The sequence below is a fragment of the Paenibacillus xylanexedens genome (genome assembly GCF_007676705.1).
Taxonomy (GTDB): Bacteria; Bacillota; Bacilli; order Paenibacillales; family Paenibacillaceae; genus Paenibacillus; species Paenibacillus xylanexedens_C.
The window spans coordinates 1,443,715-1,460,745 of the sequence record NZ_VEBF01000001.1; the positions used below are offsets into that span (position 1 = coordinate 1,443,715).

The window sequence follows — 17,031 nt, forward strand, 5'->3', positions numbered from 1 at the left end:
CAATTTCCATTTATAAAAATATACTTTTATCTTAGATTTATAGATGATATAGTTTAAATTTTTCTAGATCTACATTGAATTTGCCTTCTATAAGTATGTCCAGTCCTAATAAACCGTTAATATTATGATATTTAAATGAAGTAAAATCTATTGGAATATCCTTTAAAACAAAATCTCCCACCTGTATTCCCTCGACACGCTTACTAAAAGCATGTTCCTTACCGCCAATTCCGTAACTTGTTATAATCTCATCCTCTACCCCAACTAGAATGCCAATATCGTCTACTTCATCCTGTGAAATCAAGGTATGACTTGCTCCCGTATCAATAACTATGTTATTGATCCTTTTTCTATTCCCGTTAAAAAGGATTGTTAGTTCAGTGAATAACAGTCCTTCTCTATATTCAATTTTCATTTATAATTTTCTCCTTAAACCTACATTCTTCCGTACCTTAACAATGACTTGATCTTTGGAAGTATGATAGACCAAGGTATTGTCCCGGCTATTTAGTAATTCTTGGGTTGCTTTTTCATCGCTTACAGGACCGATCACAGCGACCTCATCTATAACTTCTTGATTTTCTGTCTCTTCAGAATGAAGAACTTCAAACTTCACGAATTGATTCGGGAAAATTTGTTGAACCTCTTGCCATTTCATAGTCATTCCTCCTATCGTTTGATGATATTATACCACTTAGTAAACATACACCAATCATTGAAGTTTCACTTTCCGTCTCTTAAATATATTGTTAAGAGATCTTAATTAATATCAAATACAAATTCATTATGTCACGATCCTATGTGATCCTAGTCGAAATGCTCTCATAATCATCTTTATATGTGATTTTAAGATACAATTCAATAAAACATTCTCTTATAGGAAAAACAACTCTCCACATCTCGTTATCTGAACGAGGCTTAAATTCGAAAAGGTTGGTTAATATCCCTTTAGTCATTATTGAAAAGTAGAATAATAACCAATTCAACGTAGATAGAGTGTTTTTAGAGGCTTTTGATGCTTTTCCTCCGACGCCTATTTGTAATTGATCCTTATTAAAATCAAACGCATAAGAACCTAAGATACTTGTATAAGCCGACGAATGTACCACACTCGGAAATTCCTTATATATTGATGTTCTAATTTTATTTATCTCACTGACAATCTCTTCAGGCAAGCCAATTCTTTTTTCAATCTTCTTAAGTTCTACTTGTGTTTTTTTGTGAGAAAAGAACCTATACCATACAGTACTAGCATCTTCATCGTTCATTCCATTACAATAATTAACAAAATGGTCCTTACTAGAAAATACTATGATAAAGATAAACACCGTTTCTGCTAATACTCTGATTAACGCTCTTGCCGAGGTGTCCAGTCCAGCCTCTACTAATTTTATGATGGATAATACATGATTACTAATTATAGTTATCATATTTTGATACAATAAACTTGGTGTCACGTTCTCAAATGTTTCATCAAAAAAATCTTTATGCATTGGGTTTTCGTGCTCGTCTTGATTTACAGCAAAACTGAAATAAGTAGTATAGGTTAGTCCAACTAACGCAAGTGTTATATCTTCATTTAGATTTTTATGCACCTCTTTAAGGTTCTCTTTATTTATTGAATTTATATAATTTATTGTGTTGGTTATTTCATTTTCATTAACTAATCTATCCTTATTTGAGTCGTATTTTGATACATTATGATTAAATTCACGGATAAAATTAGTAATAAATCGCCGCACGTTTTTATCAAGTTTTGGTTTGATAGGATTTCACTCCTTTACATAACTCATGACGTTCTTGGGAATAGGCTATGATTTACTATTACTTAAGCTATGTCGTTTAGGGAAGGGAAATGTCTCGATGAATAACGCTGTCTTCAAATCTCTATTTAGTTAAATAGTCCCTAAAAGAGATCCCTTTCGATAATGCATCATTCTCCATTGTATGGATGCCACCAATTTAAACTATTCATTGAAATAAAGTTTAGCACCCTATCCATTCATGTACATGGAAACAAAAAAAAGCCACCTCCCTGGCCTTCCCCAGTTCAGTGACTCCATTTTACAATCCTATTCATTCCCTACATTCAACTACTCCTTAACAGCCCCAACCACGATCCCAGTCACGAAATAACGTTGCAGGAACGGGTACACAAGCAGGATCGGAAGTGCGCTGATAAAGATCTGCGAAGCACGAATCGTCCGTTGGGACAGGTTCTTCACCGCTTCTGGATCAAGCTTCGACATATCGGCCTGCACGATGATCGTCTGCATGAATGTGGCAAGTGGAAGTTTTTCTGCATCACGGATGTAGATAATCCCGTCAAAGTACGCATTCCAATGCCCAACCATCATGAAGAGCGAAACCGTTGCAATAACAGGTACGGAGACGGGCAGATAGATTTTGATAAACGTCTTAAAGTGCCCTGCGCCATCGATGAATGCCGCTTCTTCCAGATCCTTCGGAACGGTACGGAAGAAATTCAGCAACAGAATGATGTTGAACACCGCAACCAATCCTGGCAGGATCAAAGCCAGCAATGTGTTCATCAGTCCCAGCTTCAGAATCAGGATATACCCCGGAATGAGGCCACCGCTGAACAACATCGTGATGACAAAATACCACAGATAGATGTTACGTGCACGGAACACCCGCGTCTCCTTGGAGAGCGCATAGGCTGCAATCGTATTAACGATTAACGCAAGTCCTGTACCCAGTACCGTCCGCTCCACGGATACCCATAAGGAGGAGAGGAAGTTGGTATTGGCAAATGTTTTCGCATACGCCTCCAGTGTAAATCCAATCGGCCAGAACGTGACGAGACCTGCATTCGCAGGTGCAGATGCGCTAAGAGATACCATGAGCAAGTGATACAAAGGCAGCAAGCAGAGCAGTGAAAGAATGGTCAGAAATACATTGTTGAATATGCTAAATATGCGGTAAGGCATCGTTTTATGATACATTTGTTCGTCCTCCTCTCTAGAAAATTCGGTATCCGGCGAATCGGTAAGCCAGTCGGTACGAGATCACAATCAGGATCAGGCTGATGACCGATTTGAACAGATTCACAGCGGTAGCGAAACTGAACTGTCCACTAAGCAGACCTTCTCTATACACAAACGTATCGATAATATCTCCTTGTTGGTAAATCAACGGACTATATAAGTTAAAGATCTGGTCAAAGTTGGCGTTAAGCACATTCCCCAGTGCCAAGGTTGCAATGACGATCCCAATCGGAATAAGAGCCGGGATGGTAATATACATCGTTTGCTTCCAGCGTCCTGCGCCGTCCACCTCAGCCGCTTCATAAAGTGCCGGGTTAATGCCGGACAATGCCGCAAGGAAGATGATCGTGTTGAATCCAAACTCTTTCCAGACATCACTCGCAATAATCGTGAATCGGAACCAGCTGCCATCCCCCAGGAAGAAGATCGGCTTGATACCGAATACCGAGACCAGGAACTGATTGACAATACCCGTCTGGGCCAGAATATCGATCAGGATACCGGATAACGTTACCCATGACAGAAAGTGTGGTAGATACACGAGCGTTTGAATCGTTCTTTTCAGCGCCATCTTCCGTACCTCGTTTAGCAATAAGGCGAAGACAAACGGAATGATCAGGTTCATGACAATCTTGGAACAGGCAAAGAACAACGTGTTCCACGTAATTTGCAGGAAATAATCATTTTCCCACATGTATCTGAAGTGCTTCAGTCCTACCCATTCGGAATTGAAAAATCCCAGTGCAGGTTTATAATCTTGAAATGCCATCAAAATTCCGGACATCGGAATGTATGAAAATATAAAGACCATAATGGCCGCCGGCAACACCATGAAGTGCAGAATCCATGGCTGTTTGTAGCGTTTTTTTCTCTTTTTATCCAGCTTGTTCCCAACGTTTGCCTGCGGGATCCGCTTACCCTCCAATTTAGCCTCCATAGCGCTTCTCCTGTTCCCAAAAAAAGTTTTTGTGTGTGATCGGGTTCTCTGATATAAATAGTATCAAGCCATTCTGAGGTCTGCTATATAACATTGTTAGGCTTGATAGTGTTTTGTTAGGGATATCCTCGGAAGAGGTTGTTTACACACGAATTTGAAGGAGACTTTTTATGCATATATGGAAGCGCTTAAACCTATTTCCAGGCAAGACTCGATCCCCATTCAGTCTTTTTGCCAAAATAAACTTGTTAATTGTGGTCTTGTTTATCCCCATTCTAATCATGTACACCTACTCGAATAACGTCACCTATGATGTCGTCAGCAAAGAACTGCAGATCTCCAACACGAAACAACTCACGTTTCTGTCCAGTCAGATCGACTCCCGCATCAATCAGATGATGGATTTTAGTCTGATCCTCTCCCGAGACCCAAATGTCAGAGCATTCAATGGCCTTAATATGTGGGATGATCGGTATGACCGGATGCAGACCCGCTATGTCATTCAAGAGAAGATGATGCTGCAAACCGGCGTTACGGATATATGGCCCACTCGATATGCGGTGCATTCACAGCAGAATGAAGATGTCATCGCCAACTACAACCGAGCCACAGGGTATGATGAGGATTATTTGAAAAACAACATGAGTGGAAGATGGACCTATGGAGATCAGAGTACCGCATCACAGGACGAACTGAACTCCTTCTATTGGTTCTATACGGATTCATTGGCACAGCCGGGGATGCTCACGGGAAGTAATCTGGTGATTGAAGCCAGCTTCAGCTACGAGAACATTCAAAATATGCTGGATACGTATAAGGCCGGCGGACAAGGCGATCCTTTCTTATATCACAAAGGAAATTCACCCATTCTCAATCGCAGCGCGGACAAGCAGTTATCCGCAGAACTCATTCAGTATCTGGATACGCATTCTCCGGAAGATACCACGCAGGATGTCGTAAAGCTGAACGGGAAGAACTATCTGGTTAGTTCGGTAAAGTCCACTTATCTGGATTGGCATCTGGTTGACGTGATCCCACTGTATCAGATTTTGAAACCCATCTCGCTGAGTCAGAATCTGTTTTACACCTGTATGATATTGCTGCTGGTGGTGGGCATCTCTGCTTCGATCCTGCTGTACCGGAATGTTCAATACCCGATCAAAAAACTGATCAAAGGCTTACGCCGCGTAGAGCAGGGTGATTATTCTGTCCGATTGCATAGCAAAAACCAGAATGAGTTCTCATTCCTGTTCCGCCGTTTCAACGATATGTCCCATCAGATTCAGGATCTGATCGAGAATGTGTTCCATGAGAAAATTAGAGCCAAGGAAGCTACGCTGAAGCAATTGCAGGCGCAGATCAATCCGCATTTCTTATATAATTGTCTTGGCTATATCATCAACATGGCCCAGATGAAGGACGAGAAAGCTGTGGTCTCCATGGCGCATAACCTGAGTGCATATTATCGCTATACCACCCGTGTGGAACGGGAGACATCTTCGCTTCAGGAAGAGATCAAGCTGCTCATCAACTATCTGGATATCCAGAAGCTGCGCAATGGTCGGATTGAATATCACATTGATATCCCTGAGGACATGCTTGCCCAGTCGGTGCCGCGATTAATGCTTCAGCCGATGGTCGAGAATTCCGTCATCCATGGTGTATCGAAGTCCTACTCTTCCGGGGAAATTCGAATTACCGGGGAGCGCTTGAACGGTTTTGGCAGAATATACATCGATGACGACGGCCCCGGCCTCAGTTCGGAACAGTACGAAGCACTCAACTTGAAGATGCAAGAACCATTACAGGAAGAAATGGGCTGCGGCCTCTGGAACACGAACCAACGCATCATGCACCTGTTCGGCAGCCATTCCTACCTCCTATTCGGCCCATCCCCACTTGGCGGATTCCGAACCGAGCTCATCTGGGAGTTACCGAAAGAGGACGCCGATTCCGATAAAGGAACTACCGATACGAATTGATATTGTTACTAACGATAAGTTGACATTTGATTTTGAACGAACCATTTACACGTGAACGCAGAGGACAGAAAAAACCTGTAAAAGCGAAGTTCGGAAGTGTTCCCCTGGAAACCAATCTCGAAAGAATGCTGCATCGGAGCATACGCTTCGCTTTTGTTGCAAATTCAACCTTTATATAAGGCTTTGTTTTAAAATATAGGGTTAGACTTTGTGTGAACCAAAGTGAAGGATTGAAGGGATTCTGGAGAAGCAAAGCGTTCGCCTTTCAAGCATCATTTTAACCATCGAACATCTAATTCAGAAAATGGGGCTTGAACAGCGATCGAAAGAACCCTTCAAATCCGTAGCGACCTCGTTCACAAGAAGCATCCATTGATTTTAACTTTTAAGACTTATATACCACCAAGGAGACAAACACAATGCAAATGATGATCGTAGACGATGAAGCACACTGGGTCGATAACCTGTCCATGACCAAGCCCTGGCACACGCTGGGGATCGAACATGTGCATAAAGCATACTCGGCACACGAAGCACTACAAATGATCGACACCCACCCCATCGATATCGTGATCTCGGACATTCAGATGCCTGAAATGACAGGCATTGAACTAATCGAACGCATCCGCATCCGGGACAAAAAAATAAAATGTATTCTGTTATCCGGGTATTCCGAATTTGATTACGCCAAAAAAGCCATCCAGTTCGAAGCCGTGGACTATCTGCTGAAGCCGCCGACTGACGATGAATTAATGGGTGCTGTTCAGAAGGCCATCGATCAATTAAATAACGAATGGGAACTTGTCAGTTCACTGACACGAACCCAGTTTACGTTGCGAGAGAATCTCCCCCATTTGCGGGGACGACTGCTCCTAGGAGCTTTACAGGGACAACGAATCGCCGCTGCCGAATGGGAGCGTAAGCTCGCTAATTACGCTCTCCCCTTTCATACCGGGGATGCCGCATTAATGTTGGTTCGTTTGGAAGAAGAATTCGGACACTATGACAGCAATGATCAGACCCTGATCGAATATGCAATCATCAATATGGCGGAAGAGATTATGGGTGAGTTTATGGAAGTGTGGGGCGTGAAGGAGGAGCACGGATATCTGGTGTTTTTGCTTCAATTGAAAGAACGGAAAGGCGATATTGGCAAAGAAACCATTCTGGAGAAGCTATCGATTCAGCTTCAATCCAAAGTAAAACAGTTTCTGAAAGGCTCCCTCTCCATCGTTATCACCGAGTGGTTCACCTTTCCGGATCAGCTTTACGATCGTTTCCGTCAGGCTTCCGCCTATTTCCGGCAGATTGTTGGAGACGAACGCGAATTCGTCATGCGTGTCAGCGATGTCGAGACACCTGCGACACAAGGTCCCTTGGACGTGCTGTATACCCCGCCCACCTTCATTAGCCTGTTGGAAAGTGGACAGTGGGATGCCGCCGAAGAGAAAATCCTCGCTGTCTGTGCCGAGCTGGATGAGAAATGGTCGGAATCCTGGGAGCATTGCATGGAGGCTGGTTTTCTTATTACAGCTTCGTTCACCAATATTGCCCACCGGAACAAACTGACTCTGACCACTTTAATGGGCAATGATGTTGAGGATTTGCAAAGTGGCGAAGTTTTCGCTACCATCAGCAAATTGCGGAAATGGTCGCTCAGCGTGCTGGGCAAACTCAAGGAAGGTACGTCCAACGAGATCAAAGACATCCGTTCCGAGTATGTGAAGAAGATTCAGGATTTTACAGATAAGAACCTGCATCTGGATGTATCTTTACGTGTGCTCGCTGACCATGTCAATCTGCACCCGACCCATTTGTCCAAAATCTATAAGATCGAAACCGGCGAAGGCATCAGTGATTATATCTCGCGCCTGCGCATGGATCGGGCCTGCCACAAGCTGGTCACGACCACCAAAAAAGTGTACGAAATCAGCATGGAGATTGGCTATATGGACCCGGCTTATTTTATCAAAGTGTTCAAGCGTCAATTCGGCGTTACGCCGCAAGAATACAGAGACCAGCATAAATAACATCTTAGAGGTTGTTCAAAAAATCCGCTTTTGATTACGAAGGATGCCTCACGGCATCATCAGCATCGAATATGGAATTCAGCCGAAATGTCCGTTGCTCACGTAGTTTTCCTACGCTCCGCTACTCCATTTCTAGCTGTATCCCATCTTCTCGGTACTGAAAACCGATCTTTTTGAACATTCACTAATAGAGTCCTATCAAAACTAAAAAACTCATATAGATGCACTCCCGCACAAATTGGTACAGTTACACTGTAAAGATCATACACCGTAGGGGGATTGAACAATGATCAAATTCAAAAAAACATGGTGGTCACTGCTCATGGTTATCGCGCTCATCACGATCACTGCGTGCGGCAGTGGCGAGACAGGCAGTGACAATGGTAATAATACGCCGGGAACTGTCGGCTCAGCTGAAGCAGAAGCTGCTTTTGCTAAAGGAAAATATGACCCACCCATCGAGTTCAGTTCGGTATTGATGCCGAAGAAATACGTGCAAGGAGATACCAAAGAAAATAACGTGCACGATCGCTGGATGCTCGAAACGCTGGGTATGAAGCATAAAGATACTTGGTATCCGGCCAATGACGATCAATACAGACAAAAGCTGCAACTGGCAATCGCCTCTGGCGAGAAACTGCCTGATTTCGTTACCGTACCCACCAATGCGGTACTGACTAATCAGCTGATCGACTCCGGTCAATTCATCGCCATCGATGAGTTGTTCGACAAGTACGCGAGTCAGACCCTGAAAGATCACGCAGCAGCACATCCTGAACTGTGGTATCCGTTCACCAAGGACGGCAAGAAATATAACATGCCGATCATGGAGTACACCGATAACGACGATACACTGCTCTGGCTCCGCGAGGACTGGATGGAGAAGCTGAACCTGGAAGCTCCGAAAACCATCGCAGACCTTGAGAACATCATGGACAAATTCAAGAACGAAAACCCGGACGGTTTGTCTCCAGACAAAGTATTCCCGCTAGCAATCTCGCTGAAAAATAACACCAACACCTGGATGGGTCAGCTCGACTGGTTGTTCGGTGCATACGGCACAATCGAGGAGCAATGGAACAAAGACGCAAATGGCAACCTCGAGTACGGCTCCGTTAACCCGGGTGCCAAACAAGCTCTTGCCAAGCTGGCTGAATGGATGGATAAAGGTTATATCCACGCTGACTCCGCGCTGTGGGACGAAGGCAAATCCGCTGAAAGCTGGACAGCTGGCAAAGCGGGCATTCTGCCTGGCGCAAACTGGGTACCGGACTGGCCTGCACCTGACCTGCTGAAGAACGTACCTGGCTCAAAGTATAAAGCTTACCCTGTTCCAGCTGGCCCAGACGGCAAGATCGGTACGAAGTGGCAGAACTCTGGTGTCAACGCAAGTATCATGATCAACAAGGATGCGAAGCATCCAGAAGCCATCTTCCTGTACTACAACTACTTGCTCGATAACCTGGCTAACCCGAAAGCGGGCAGTGAGTATGAATACGGCTTCGCCAAAGGTTACGACTGGGATATCATTGACGGACAACCGACCAGTGACAAAGAGAAGATCAAAGACTTCTCCAACGAATTCCCTTTCCTGACCGGCCCAGCACGTATCCCGGATCTGTACATGAAAACACTCGTGAAGCTGGCCAACGGCGAGAAGCCTGAAACACCTTACGAGAAACAAATGGCCGAATTCCGCAAACCGGAAAACTGGTATGCAGGTAAAGTCGTTATGTCCCAGATCGACATTCGTAAACAAAACTACTTCACTGGCGCTGCAACACCAACCATGGTATCCAAATGGAACCTGCTCCGCCAGTCCGAAATGGAAACCTTCAACAAAATCATCTACGGCAAACTGCCAGTTGATGCCTTTGACCAATTCGTCGCCAACTGGAAATCCAATGGCGGAGATCAGATCACGCAAGAAGTGAATGAATGGTTTAAGTCAGTAAGCGCGAAGTAAGATTTGGATTTTGGAAAAGTAGAGATTATAAAAACAGCCGAAGCGATAGTTACACGCTTCGGCTGTTTTTTTAGGTAGAGATTGAGGTCGCTTCCCCTGTCTTATGGGTTCGCATTAAAAGGTTTAAAACTTTTAAAAACTCAATGATTACGTTTTACTATTCTCCACTCTTCTCACTTCTTATGAGACATATTTTCAAGCATTCAGGCATCCTGTCTGTCATTATCCCTGTCATTCAACATTGACTGCCCCAGCAAGGAAACTGTGAGCTGAATGCCGTCCCTCAGTCCTTGCATGTACAACCGCTCATTCTCTATTCCTTTGGTGACAAAGTAACGATTCTCCCACTCGGTAAATTCAGGTGTATTCTTGACATCATCACCTGTAAACAAAGCTTCGAACGCTTCGTCTGTTTCCCCACGTACACGACTAAGTCCAGGATCATGTTCGATTAGAGCAGATACCTCATCCAGCCTTGCCTGAATCGCTCGTTGCATCCACGGTGGAAAATCCATAGCTTCTCCTCCCCTACGCATTATGTACTCTCACTCATCATCGTACAACTCGATTATGTCTCGCCTTCATTTCACTAACTCGTGACACCAGTTCATCTACTCTTCGGCTCTGTTCCTGAACCTCAGGATTGTCCCACAACGGAATCGCTTGCTTCAAGGATGCCTCTCCAAGCTGATTGAGCTTGCGCCGTTCCTCTTCCAATAAGTCAAGCAACCGGCTCATACATCCACCTCTCAGATGGGTTTAAACTGCGACATGTCTTGTTAATGCTAGACATGGTCAGTTTAGAGCAATAGATTTTCTCTTTAGTAGGCTAGATTTCTTGTTTCATCCTAATTGTACGAGAAATTATGATCGTTTTAATGCGGATATCGAATAAGTCTATAAAAAACAGCTACACTAAGGTTAAGTGCAACCGTTTTCCTAAATAGTATCTATCCAAGATATTTACTTTTTCCAATCTTTATAATTAAATTAAAAATTGTGATGACTCATAAACGTTATTCAGAGTTATCACAATTCCTACTTCACATTATTTTTTTAGTCCTTCTATTCGCTTTATGGAATTTTCTTGTTGGCCCGAGACAAGATCATAGATATACCCGGTTGAGTAGAACAACGAGAATCCACATATTAACACCACAATTACCAACATATAATATGGCTTTGTAGTAAACTTAATTTCAGATAACGTTCCTGTATTTACGACCCGACGCATGTCGGGTATCCGGCGAATGCCGGATCAAGGACGAATGTCCGCAGCGTGAATATTATGTTAGTTGAAGTTGCTGTCTTCCATGAAACAGCTTCATACAGAAGTGTTACTATCCAAAATAAAATCGAGAAATTTCCTCCCATACAAAGTCAATTGCACATTATCGCTATATATATCAGCCTCTTGACCAGCTATAGCTCCGTATGTTTTTTTGATTGATATTAATCCTCTATTTTCAAGCTTTTTATCAATATTTCGAATAAGCGCATGCTCATCGCTACCTACAGCATGCACTTTATACGTTTGCACTACATTTGATAAATAATAAAAACGCATAATATCTGCATATCTCAATTCTCTTAATGAATCAAAGTAGTTAATTACTACTGACTCTTCTGTCTTTTCTTCAATGAATACATTTTCGAATCCAGTCAAAATGAGATTGATTTTTGCGTCTTCATGTTCTTCAATAAGATCTGATAAAACAATTGGGAATATTCTTTCACTAATATAAGTTGCCGACATTGAAGTTTCAGATAATAACTTCCCAATTTCATTGAATTTAGCTTGATGTTCGTTAAATCTTTTTTGTAGTCTATTAAGCTTAATCCCTTGATATATTTTCCCTGCATATGGAACCCATTCTATACCTTCTTCCAAGAGATTGCCGACTGCTGAATTCGATAATTTCATTTCACCTATCAATGTTTTTATAATTTGATTTTCCTCCACTAAATCTCCTACTCTCACAGTAATTTCGACTAACGTTCCTGTATTCACGACGTCCGACGAAGTCGGATGTGTCCGACGAAGTCGGATGTGTCCGACGAAGTCGGATGTGTCCGACTGCCCCTGCTTCCCCGAAATTCCTCTGCCGGGCCAAGGGCATGTGCCCGATGCATGAGTATATTGTTATCTGAATCTGCTGCATCCTGAGATACATTCACCTTATATTTATATTGCTTTTATTTATAACTGTGTTCGAAGCGTATTTTTCAATCAACGCCTCTAATAAAATGAATTGTGAATCCGTCATTTTAGGTCCGGTTGTTATTTCTATTTCGTTGAATATATTTTCATCTAGTTTTATATCGATATGTTCTGGCGTTACTGGGTACCTTCTTAAATCAAGAGTTACTTCATTAAGAAATTTATCATTTGGGAAATCTGCATCAAGCATTCCGAGTATTCTGTATCTCCATTCTTCTTCATATGACCAACTAAGATCCTTAAACATCCCAAGATCGCTAAAGTCTAAGACAATCCTATCTTGATAATTAGTCTTACAAGTTACGTGCAGGTATCTAGGATCATTTGAATAATGAACTTTATTAGGCCCAACTATACTTCTACCTATCAGGCCGAATGCGGGTTCAACACGTGGAATTACATATGGATCACCGTTATAACTTAATCTTGCACCTCCTCGTTCAAAGACAACCGGCTTCTTTCGTCCTGGAAACAAATTAGTTGGAGCTTTTATGCGCACACCATTCATTCCGGAAGTGTACATATTCCACATTGGTATAGATTCGCTATCATTTCCCATCCAACAAGAAACAAAAACAAGAGTATTGGCATGTGCTAAATCTTTAGAAGTCGCCTCATTCTTATCGTTAACTTTATCAAGTCTAGTAAATCTCAATGTTTTATACTTTAGTATGCATGCAAGGGTTTCTAATGAAGTGTAATGAAATAAATAATCTGGAATTTCTTCAATTCCCATCACATCAAACATGAAATCGTCTGTATAATACGACATAATTATTACTCCTTATTAGCATTTAAGCAGTTTCAGATAACGTTCCTGTATTCACGAACCCCGAAGGGGTTGTCTGCTGAAATTCCCCTCCGAAATCCTTCCCGCAGACCAAGGCTCCGAAGGAGACGCTGCTTGAATATTATGTTAGCTGATGTAACTGACTGCTTGAATTACTTATATTATGAATTCCTTTAAAATATCTAGTTCATCTTTTAGACTTGTTTCTATTTTTTCAATCCATTCATTATTTGGATTTCTAATCTGTATTGGAAAGCTTCTTTTATTCAAAAGATAATACTTCAATTGAAGATAACTACTAATTGGGAAGTCTTGGGCATACCATTGTTTTCTATATCCCAATATCCCATGATCCCTCAGTAATGCCTCCATAAATTGTACAACTTCTGATATGAATTCATTTAGATTACATTCCTCACTGAACTCTAATTTCCCTGGCAGTGTCTTTATCCCACCATCATATACCATAATATTAATTTGTATCTTTTCTTGTGATTTCATTTCAATTTTCCAGTTATGAATAGCGGGCTCCGAATCCCAATCAAAGTAAACTATATTTTTAATTTCATCTTGAGGGGTACATTCAGGTAGTAATAATTCAACTGACCTTACTAAGTCAACTAATGGTTCTGAGAGATAGCTTGGAAAAATATATATTTCTGAATCTCCAATTTGTAGATAAACATCTGCCCAACCAATATTATTTAAAGTATAAGTGAACTTCATTTTATCTCACCTTTTTAATGTTTCGGTTATTTCAGCTAACGTTACTGTATTCACGAACCCCGAAGGGGTTGTCTGCTGAAATCCCTCTCCGAAATCCGTCCACAGACCAAGGCTCCAAAGGAGCCGTGCTTGAATATTATGTTAGCCGAGGTTATTCCCCTCTTCGATTTAACTACTCCGCCTTATCATCCCTTCATCCCATAAAGCCAAAACTACGTCCATTTGTGAATTATACTTAATTTTTTGATCTCCAATTACTTCTTTCCACAATGTTCTTTGCTTTATATCCTTCTCTGTATTGCTTTCAAATAATATTTTTACTGCCTTTAATCCGTATCCTTTATTCTTTATTGAATTGGTATAATTGCCGCTTGGAATACCTTTGAGTAAACCTTCTTCGAATAATCCTAAAAAGGTGTTTTTCGGACATCCTTTTTTTCTGCGAAGCTTTACCTTCACCGAATATTTTAATTGTCACTTCATTCCATGCTTTAATTGGATCATCATGTTTATGTTCATTAAGATAATTGACAGTTTTCACTGCTGCTTCACCATATTTCCCCATAATAATCCCTCTTTCTTTTTTTACTATCGCAATAATTTCGGCTAACGTTGTTGTATTCACGACCCAGCGTATGCTGGGTGTCCGGCCAATGCCGGCTCAAGGGCATCTGCCCACAGCGTGAATATTATGTTATACGAATCCCTAACTTCTTTGAAATTTCTAATCATTCACTCTTTACTTATCTGGGTGTCCATTATCTGTTTCATTAGTACTAAAGAAAATTTAATTCCTTCAGTTTCAGTTAAAATATCTTTCAAATATATCTTAGTATTCCCGGTGTATTGAACTGGAAAGTTAATACTCAAATATGTCATTTTCTTTTTACTTGCTTCCCATAATCTGTACTTAATCTCATTGTGACCAACATATTTTTTAAGGAATCGATCAATTGACTGGCCTTGTTTAAACCAATTACATAACGTCTCACTTACCCATACTTCATCCCAGCTATTAAAGAATGGAAAATGAGCTAATAAGTTTCGTACAAATTTAAATAACTCACTTCCAATTTCAGATTCCATAGGAGGTCTTTGTTTCTTCATTTCTTCAATAACATATTTTATTGGTTCATAATTCAATACTTCAACATAGATCGCAAAAGCATCTCTAACTTTTGAGAAACGATAGTAAGTATCTTTATTCCAAAATGAATCTTCAAATATCTCTTCAAAAATGTCATAAAAACTGTTGTAAGCTAGATTTAAAAATTCACGTTCTGCTAAATTAGGTCTTAAATCTTCATCCATATATTTTAATGTCCTTTTCAGTTTTTAGGGTTTCGTATAACGTTCCTGTATTCACGACCCAGCGTATGCTGGGTGTCCGGCGCATGCCGGACCAAGGACGAATGTCCGGAGCGTGAATATTATGTTATCCGATGTTAACGACCTCTCGACTTACATTCACATTTCTTTGTAGTCTATAGGTTCTATGCATGCTTATTATTCGATTTTGATTTATAATTTCTTTTGTAGGACTTGCTCTTCTTTCTTTATATAATTTGAGTTTTCATAGGTTTTTATCGCAGTTTCATTCTTTTTACCTGTTAGCACTTTCACTGATCTAACGCCTTTTAATATAAGTTCATTCTCAATAAAGTCTAAGACCTTTGTAGCCATTCCCTGCCTTCTAGCGTCACCCGTAATATACAATTCAGTTACTTCTGCATACGGTTCTGAATAACAAATTGATTTAAAATATTGAGCACATGCGAATCCAACGGGCCGATCATTAATTAAAGCAATTACAACAATCTCATTTGAATAAGATAGACTTTCAATAATTTCTTCTTTAGAAATCCCTACTCCATTAAACTCATCATTAAGTTGAGCAAGGTATTTTGCATCTTTTGCTCCTGCTCTTCGAATTTGAATATTGGTTTCAATCAAAGAATTCACTCCAATGATAGAATTTTATTTTTAATAGTTATTTGTTAATTTCGGATAACGTTGTGTATTCACGAACCCTCACTGGCTTAAGCGCGTAAGCGCGGATCAGACGGACTTAGCCAGTACAGAGTTGTACGCCTGATTCAGCTTCCCCGAAATCCCTCCTGGCGACCGAGGGAAAATGTCCGATGCGTGAATATGGTGTTATGAGATGGTGATGTCTTCTATAGACTACTTTCAAATATTACGCTAGAATATGGTTTTATTACTTGATCCGAAAAATATTCTTTAAAGAATTCATTGGTTGTTCTAGGAAATTTATAATGTTCTAAAGATTCTTCTAGCCTATACACTGTCCTCTTAATTTCATTAATGGGTAACCATTCAATCCCAACCTGTCCAACATCAGCTTGTAGGCTTCTTAATTCATTATTTAGGAATTGAGTGCTACACTCATAAATAAAATCAATAGAATGAACTTCCTTCATTATGAAAGAGTATTCATGATTGCGCGACATGTATTCTCTTACACAAACTAACCTACTACTCAATATTTCAATACCCAGTTCTTCCATACACTCGCGACTTAAAGCCTGTTCCAATGTTTCGTTCTCTTCTTGAGCTCCTCCAGGCAGTACATAATAAATACCTATATTTGCTCTCCTTTTCTTTATTAATAGAAGATTGTCATTCTTGATAATCAATGCTCTTACTGTATTTCGAATCATCTAGAATAATCTCCCTCCATACAATGTCTACATCACTTTCTCATAACGTTGTTGTGTTCCCGACGCCTCACTGACTTAAGCCCCGTAGGGACGGCCGCGACGCGGTTAGTCAGTGCAGGTGTGTCTGCTGAATCACTTCCTCGAAATTCCTCTTGCAGACCAAGGAGCGTATGCCCCGCAGTGGGAACACGTTGTTATGTGATTGGCAGGTCATCTTTGAAATTACTTACAAAAATGCCCTTGTTAGGATTTATTATTTCTAATTTCTTGTTATGTATTGCTTGAATATAGTAAAATCCCATCTCTTTTAGTCCATTCTGTTCTTGTCCAAAATTCATTGCCTATTTCATTATCTGCTATCACCATGATATGACACTTACCAATTCCTTCCAATCTAAGTTTCTCTAAACTACTTACCACTAATTTCTTTCCCAGAGATTTACCTCGATATTCTGGATCAACCGCTACATGGTAAATATATCCTCTTCTACCGTCATGTCCACACAATATTGTCCCTATTACTTGCTCCTTATCTACACATACAAAACTCATACCAGTGTTTCTGTTTAAATAGTAATTTATTGATTCTTTAGAGTCAGCTTCACTTAATGCCATGCCCTCTGTGCGTTGCCATAATTCTATTGACATCTCATAATCGTTAATCGTCATTTCTCTTATTTTATACATCTT

Annotated in this window: 19 protein-coding genes and 1 pseudogene; 3 read left to right on the forward strand and 17 right to left on the reverse strand. The window is 40.9% G+C overall.

The genetic code is table 11. The annotated features are described in order from the left end of the window. Positions 1-37: 37 nt before the first annotated feature. The 5 genes from FS628_RS06505 to FS628_RS06525 all read right to left on the reverse strand — a co-directional run bounded on the left by FS628_RS06505 (position 38) and on the right by FS628_RS06525 (position 3,945). Positions 38-415, reverse strand: a complete 378-nt coding sequence (locus FS628_RS06505) for a retropepsin-like aspartic protease (RefSeq protein ID WP_145320164.1) — start codon at positions 413-415, stop codon at positions 38-40. Next, a complete protein-coding gene (locus FS628_RS06510) occupies positions 416-658 on the reverse strand; it encodes a hypothetical protein (RefSeq protein WP_145320166.1) in 243 nt (80 codons plus the stop codon). A gap of 139 nt (positions 659-797) precedes the next feature. Further along, on the reverse strand, positions 798-1,742 hold the full coding sequence (locus FS628_RS06515) for a hypothetical protein (RefSeq protein ID WP_222125185.1): 945 nt from the start codon (positions 1,740-1,742) through the stop codon (positions 798-800). 351 nt (positions 1,743-2,093) lie between these two features. After that, on the reverse strand, positions 2,094-2,966 hold the full coding sequence (locus FS628_RS06520; protein ID WP_036610522.1) for a carbohydrate ABC transporter permease: 873 nt from the start codon (positions 2,964-2,966) through the stop codon (positions 2,094-2,096). A 16-nt stretch (positions 2,967-2,982) separates the two neighbouring features. Next, the gene (locus tag FS628_RS06525) at positions 2,983-3,945 is read right to left on the reverse strand and encodes an ABC transporter permease (protein ID WP_372238352.1); all 963 of its coding nucleotides are present in this window, start codon (positions 3,943-3,945) and stop codon (positions 2,983-2,985) included. A gap of 170 nt (positions 3,946-4,115) precedes the next feature. On the opposite strand from FS628_RS06525, the gene FS628_RS06530 reads away from it, so the two are divergent. From FS628_RS06530 to FS628_RS06540, 3 genes are all read left to right on the forward strand, one after another. After that, positions 4,116-5,927, forward strand: a complete 1,812-nt coding sequence (locus tag FS628_RS06530; protein ID WP_145320169.1) for a sensor histidine kinase — start codon at positions 4,116-4,118, stop codon at positions 5,925-5,927. A gap of 419 nt (positions 5,928-6,346) precedes the next feature. After that, positions 6,347-7,957 carry a response regulator transcription factor gene (locus FS628_RS06535; RefSeq protein ID WP_145320171.1) on the forward strand — a complete coding sequence of 537 codons (1,611 nt, stop codon included), beginning with the start codon at positions 6,347-6,349 and terminating at the stop codon, positions 7,955-7,957. A 286-nt stretch (positions 7,958-8,243) separates the two neighbouring features. After that, the gene (locus tag FS628_RS06540; protein WP_145320173.1) at positions 8,244-9,923 is read left to right on the forward strand and encodes an ABC transporter substrate-binding protein; all 1,680 of its coding nucleotides are present in this window, start codon (positions 8,244-8,246) and stop codon (positions 9,921-9,923) included. Between the two features lie 203 nt (positions 9,924-10,126). Here FS628_RS06540 and FS628_RS06545 read toward each other — a convergent pair whose 3' ends face one another. The 12 genes and pseudogenes from FS628_RS06545 to FS628_RS06590 form a co-directional block, all read right to left on the reverse strand. Continuing rightward, entirely contained in the window at positions 10,127-10,438 is a 312-nt protein-coding gene (locus tag FS628_RS06545) for a hypothetical protein (RefSeq protein WP_145320175.1), read from the reverse strand. 37 nt (positions 10,439-10,475) lie between these two features. Next, positions 10,476-10,661 carry an aspartyl-phosphate phosphatase Spo0E family protein gene (locus tag FS628_RS06550; protein WP_145320177.1) on the reverse strand — a complete coding sequence of 62 codons (186 nt, stop codon included), beginning with the start codon at positions 10,659-10,661 and terminating at the stop codon, positions 10,476-10,478. A gap of 586 nt (positions 10,662-11,247) precedes the next feature. Continuing rightward, positions 11,248-11,934 carry a hypothetical protein gene (locus FS628_RS06555; RefSeq protein WP_222125186.1) on the reverse strand — a complete coding sequence of 229 codons (687 nt, stop codon included), beginning with the start codon at positions 11,932-11,934 and terminating at the stop codon, positions 11,248-11,250. Beyond that, positions 11,931-12,101, reverse strand: a complete 171-nt coding sequence (locus tag FS628_RS31900; protein ID WP_222125187.1) for a hypothetical protein — start codon at positions 12,099-12,101, stop codon at positions 11,931-11,933. The genes FS628_RS06555 and FS628_RS31900 overlap by 4 nt, the downstream gene beginning before the upstream one ends. Continuing rightward, positions 12,098-12,916 carry a DUF2971 domain-containing protein gene (locus tag FS628_RS06560; protein WP_145320181.1) on the reverse strand — a complete coding sequence of 273 codons (819 nt, stop codon included), beginning with the start codon at positions 12,914-12,916 and terminating at the stop codon, positions 12,098-12,100. Before FS628_RS06560 ends, FS628_RS31900 begins: the two co-directional genes overlap by 4 nt. 174 nt (positions 12,917-13,090) lie before the next feature. Further along, on the reverse strand, positions 13,091-13,660 hold the full coding sequence (locus FS628_RS06565; protein WP_145320183.1) for a hypothetical protein: 570 nt from the start codon (positions 13,658-13,660) through the stop codon (positions 13,091-13,093). A gap of 168 nt (positions 13,661-13,828) precedes the next feature. Further along, the gene (locus FS628_RS31905; RefSeq protein WP_222125188.1) at positions 13,829-14,119 is read right to left on the reverse strand and encodes a DUF6979 family protein; all 291 of its coding nucleotides are present in this window, start codon (positions 14,117-14,119) and stop codon (positions 13,829-13,831) included. 34 nt (positions 14,120-14,153) lie between these two features. Further along, positions 14,154-14,225, reverse strand: a pseudogene (locus tag FS628_RS33435) (hypothetical protein); the annotation flags it as partial. 167 nt (positions 14,226-14,392) lie between these two features. Then, on the reverse strand, positions 14,393-14,971 hold the full coding sequence (locus FS628_RS06575) for a hypothetical protein (protein WP_145320187.1): 579 nt from the start codon (positions 14,969-14,971) through the stop codon (positions 14,393-14,395). Between the two features lie 210 nt (positions 14,972-15,181). Further along, positions 15,182-15,613, reverse strand: coding sequence for a GNAT family N-acetyltransferase (locus FS628_RS06580; protein WP_260870939.1), 432 nt, complete (start codon positions 15,611-15,613; stop codon positions 15,182-15,184). Between the two features lie 224 nt (positions 15,614-15,837). After that, the gene (locus FS628_RS06585; RefSeq protein ID WP_145320189.1) at positions 15,838-16,341 is read right to left on the reverse strand and encodes an NUDIX domain-containing protein; all 504 of its coding nucleotides are present in this window, start codon (positions 16,339-16,341) and stop codon (positions 15,838-15,840) included. Between the two features lie 270 nt (positions 16,342-16,611). Beyond that, a complete protein-coding gene (locus FS628_RS06590) occupies positions 16,612-17,028 on the reverse strand; it encodes a GNAT family N-acetyltransferase (RefSeq protein ID WP_145320191.1) in 417 nt (138 codons plus the stop codon). Positions 17,029-17,031 lie beyond the last annotated feature (3 nt).

Coding starts and splice junctions, on each gene's coding strand:
- FS628_RS06510 (WP_145320166.1), bottom strand. CDS start 658: ATGAAATGGCAAGAGGTTCAACAAATTTTCCCGAATCAATTCGTGAAG.
- FS628_RS06550 (WP_145320177.1), bottom strand. CDS start 10,661: ATGAGCCGGTTGCTTGACTTATTGGAAGAGGAACGGCGCAAGCTCAAT.
- FS628_RS06560 (WP_145320181.1), bottom strand. CDS start 12,916: ATGTCGTATTATACAGACGATTTCATGTTTGATGTGATGGGAATTGAA.
- FS628_RS06575 (WP_145320187.1), bottom strand. CDS start 14,971: ATGGATGAAGATTTAAGACCTAATTTAGCAGAACGTGAATTTTTAAAT.
- FS628_RS06565 (WP_145320183.1), bottom strand. CDS start 13,660: ATGAAGTTCACTTATACTTTAAATAATATTGGTTGGGCAGATGTTTAT.
- FS628_RS06545 (WP_145320175.1), bottom strand. CDS start 10,438: ATGGATTTTCCACCGTGGATGCAACGAGCGATTCAGGCAAGGCTGGAT.
- FS628_RS06540 (WP_145320173.1), top strand. CDS start 8,244: ATGATCAAATTCAAAAAAACATGGTGGTCACTGCTCATGGTTATCGCG.
- FS628_RS06520 (WP_036610522.1), bottom strand. CDS start 2,966: ATGTATCATAAAACGATGCCTTACCGCATATTTAGCATATTCAACAAT.
- FS628_RS06590 (WP_145320191.1), bottom strand. CDS start 17,028: ATGTATAAAATAAGAGAAATGACGATTAACGATTATGAGATGTCAATA.
- FS628_RS06530 (WP_145320169.1), top strand. CDS start 4,116: ATGCATATATGGAAGCGCTTAAACCTATTTCCAGGCAAGACTCGATCC.
- FS628_RS06585 (WP_145320189.1), bottom strand. CDS start 16,341: ATGATTCGAAATACAGTAAGAGCATTGATTATCAAGAATGACAATCTT.
- FS628_RS06525 (WP_372238352.1), bottom strand. CDS start 3,945: ATGGAGGCTAAATTGGAGGGTAAGCGGATCCCGCAGGCAAACGTTGGG.
- FS628_RS06505 (WP_145320164.1), bottom strand. CDS start 415: ATGAAAATTGAATATAGAGAAGGACTGTTATTCACTGAACTAACAATC.
- FS628_RS06535 (WP_145320171.1), top strand. CDS start 6,347: ATGCAAATGATGATCGTAGACGATGAAGCACACTGGGTCGATAACCTG.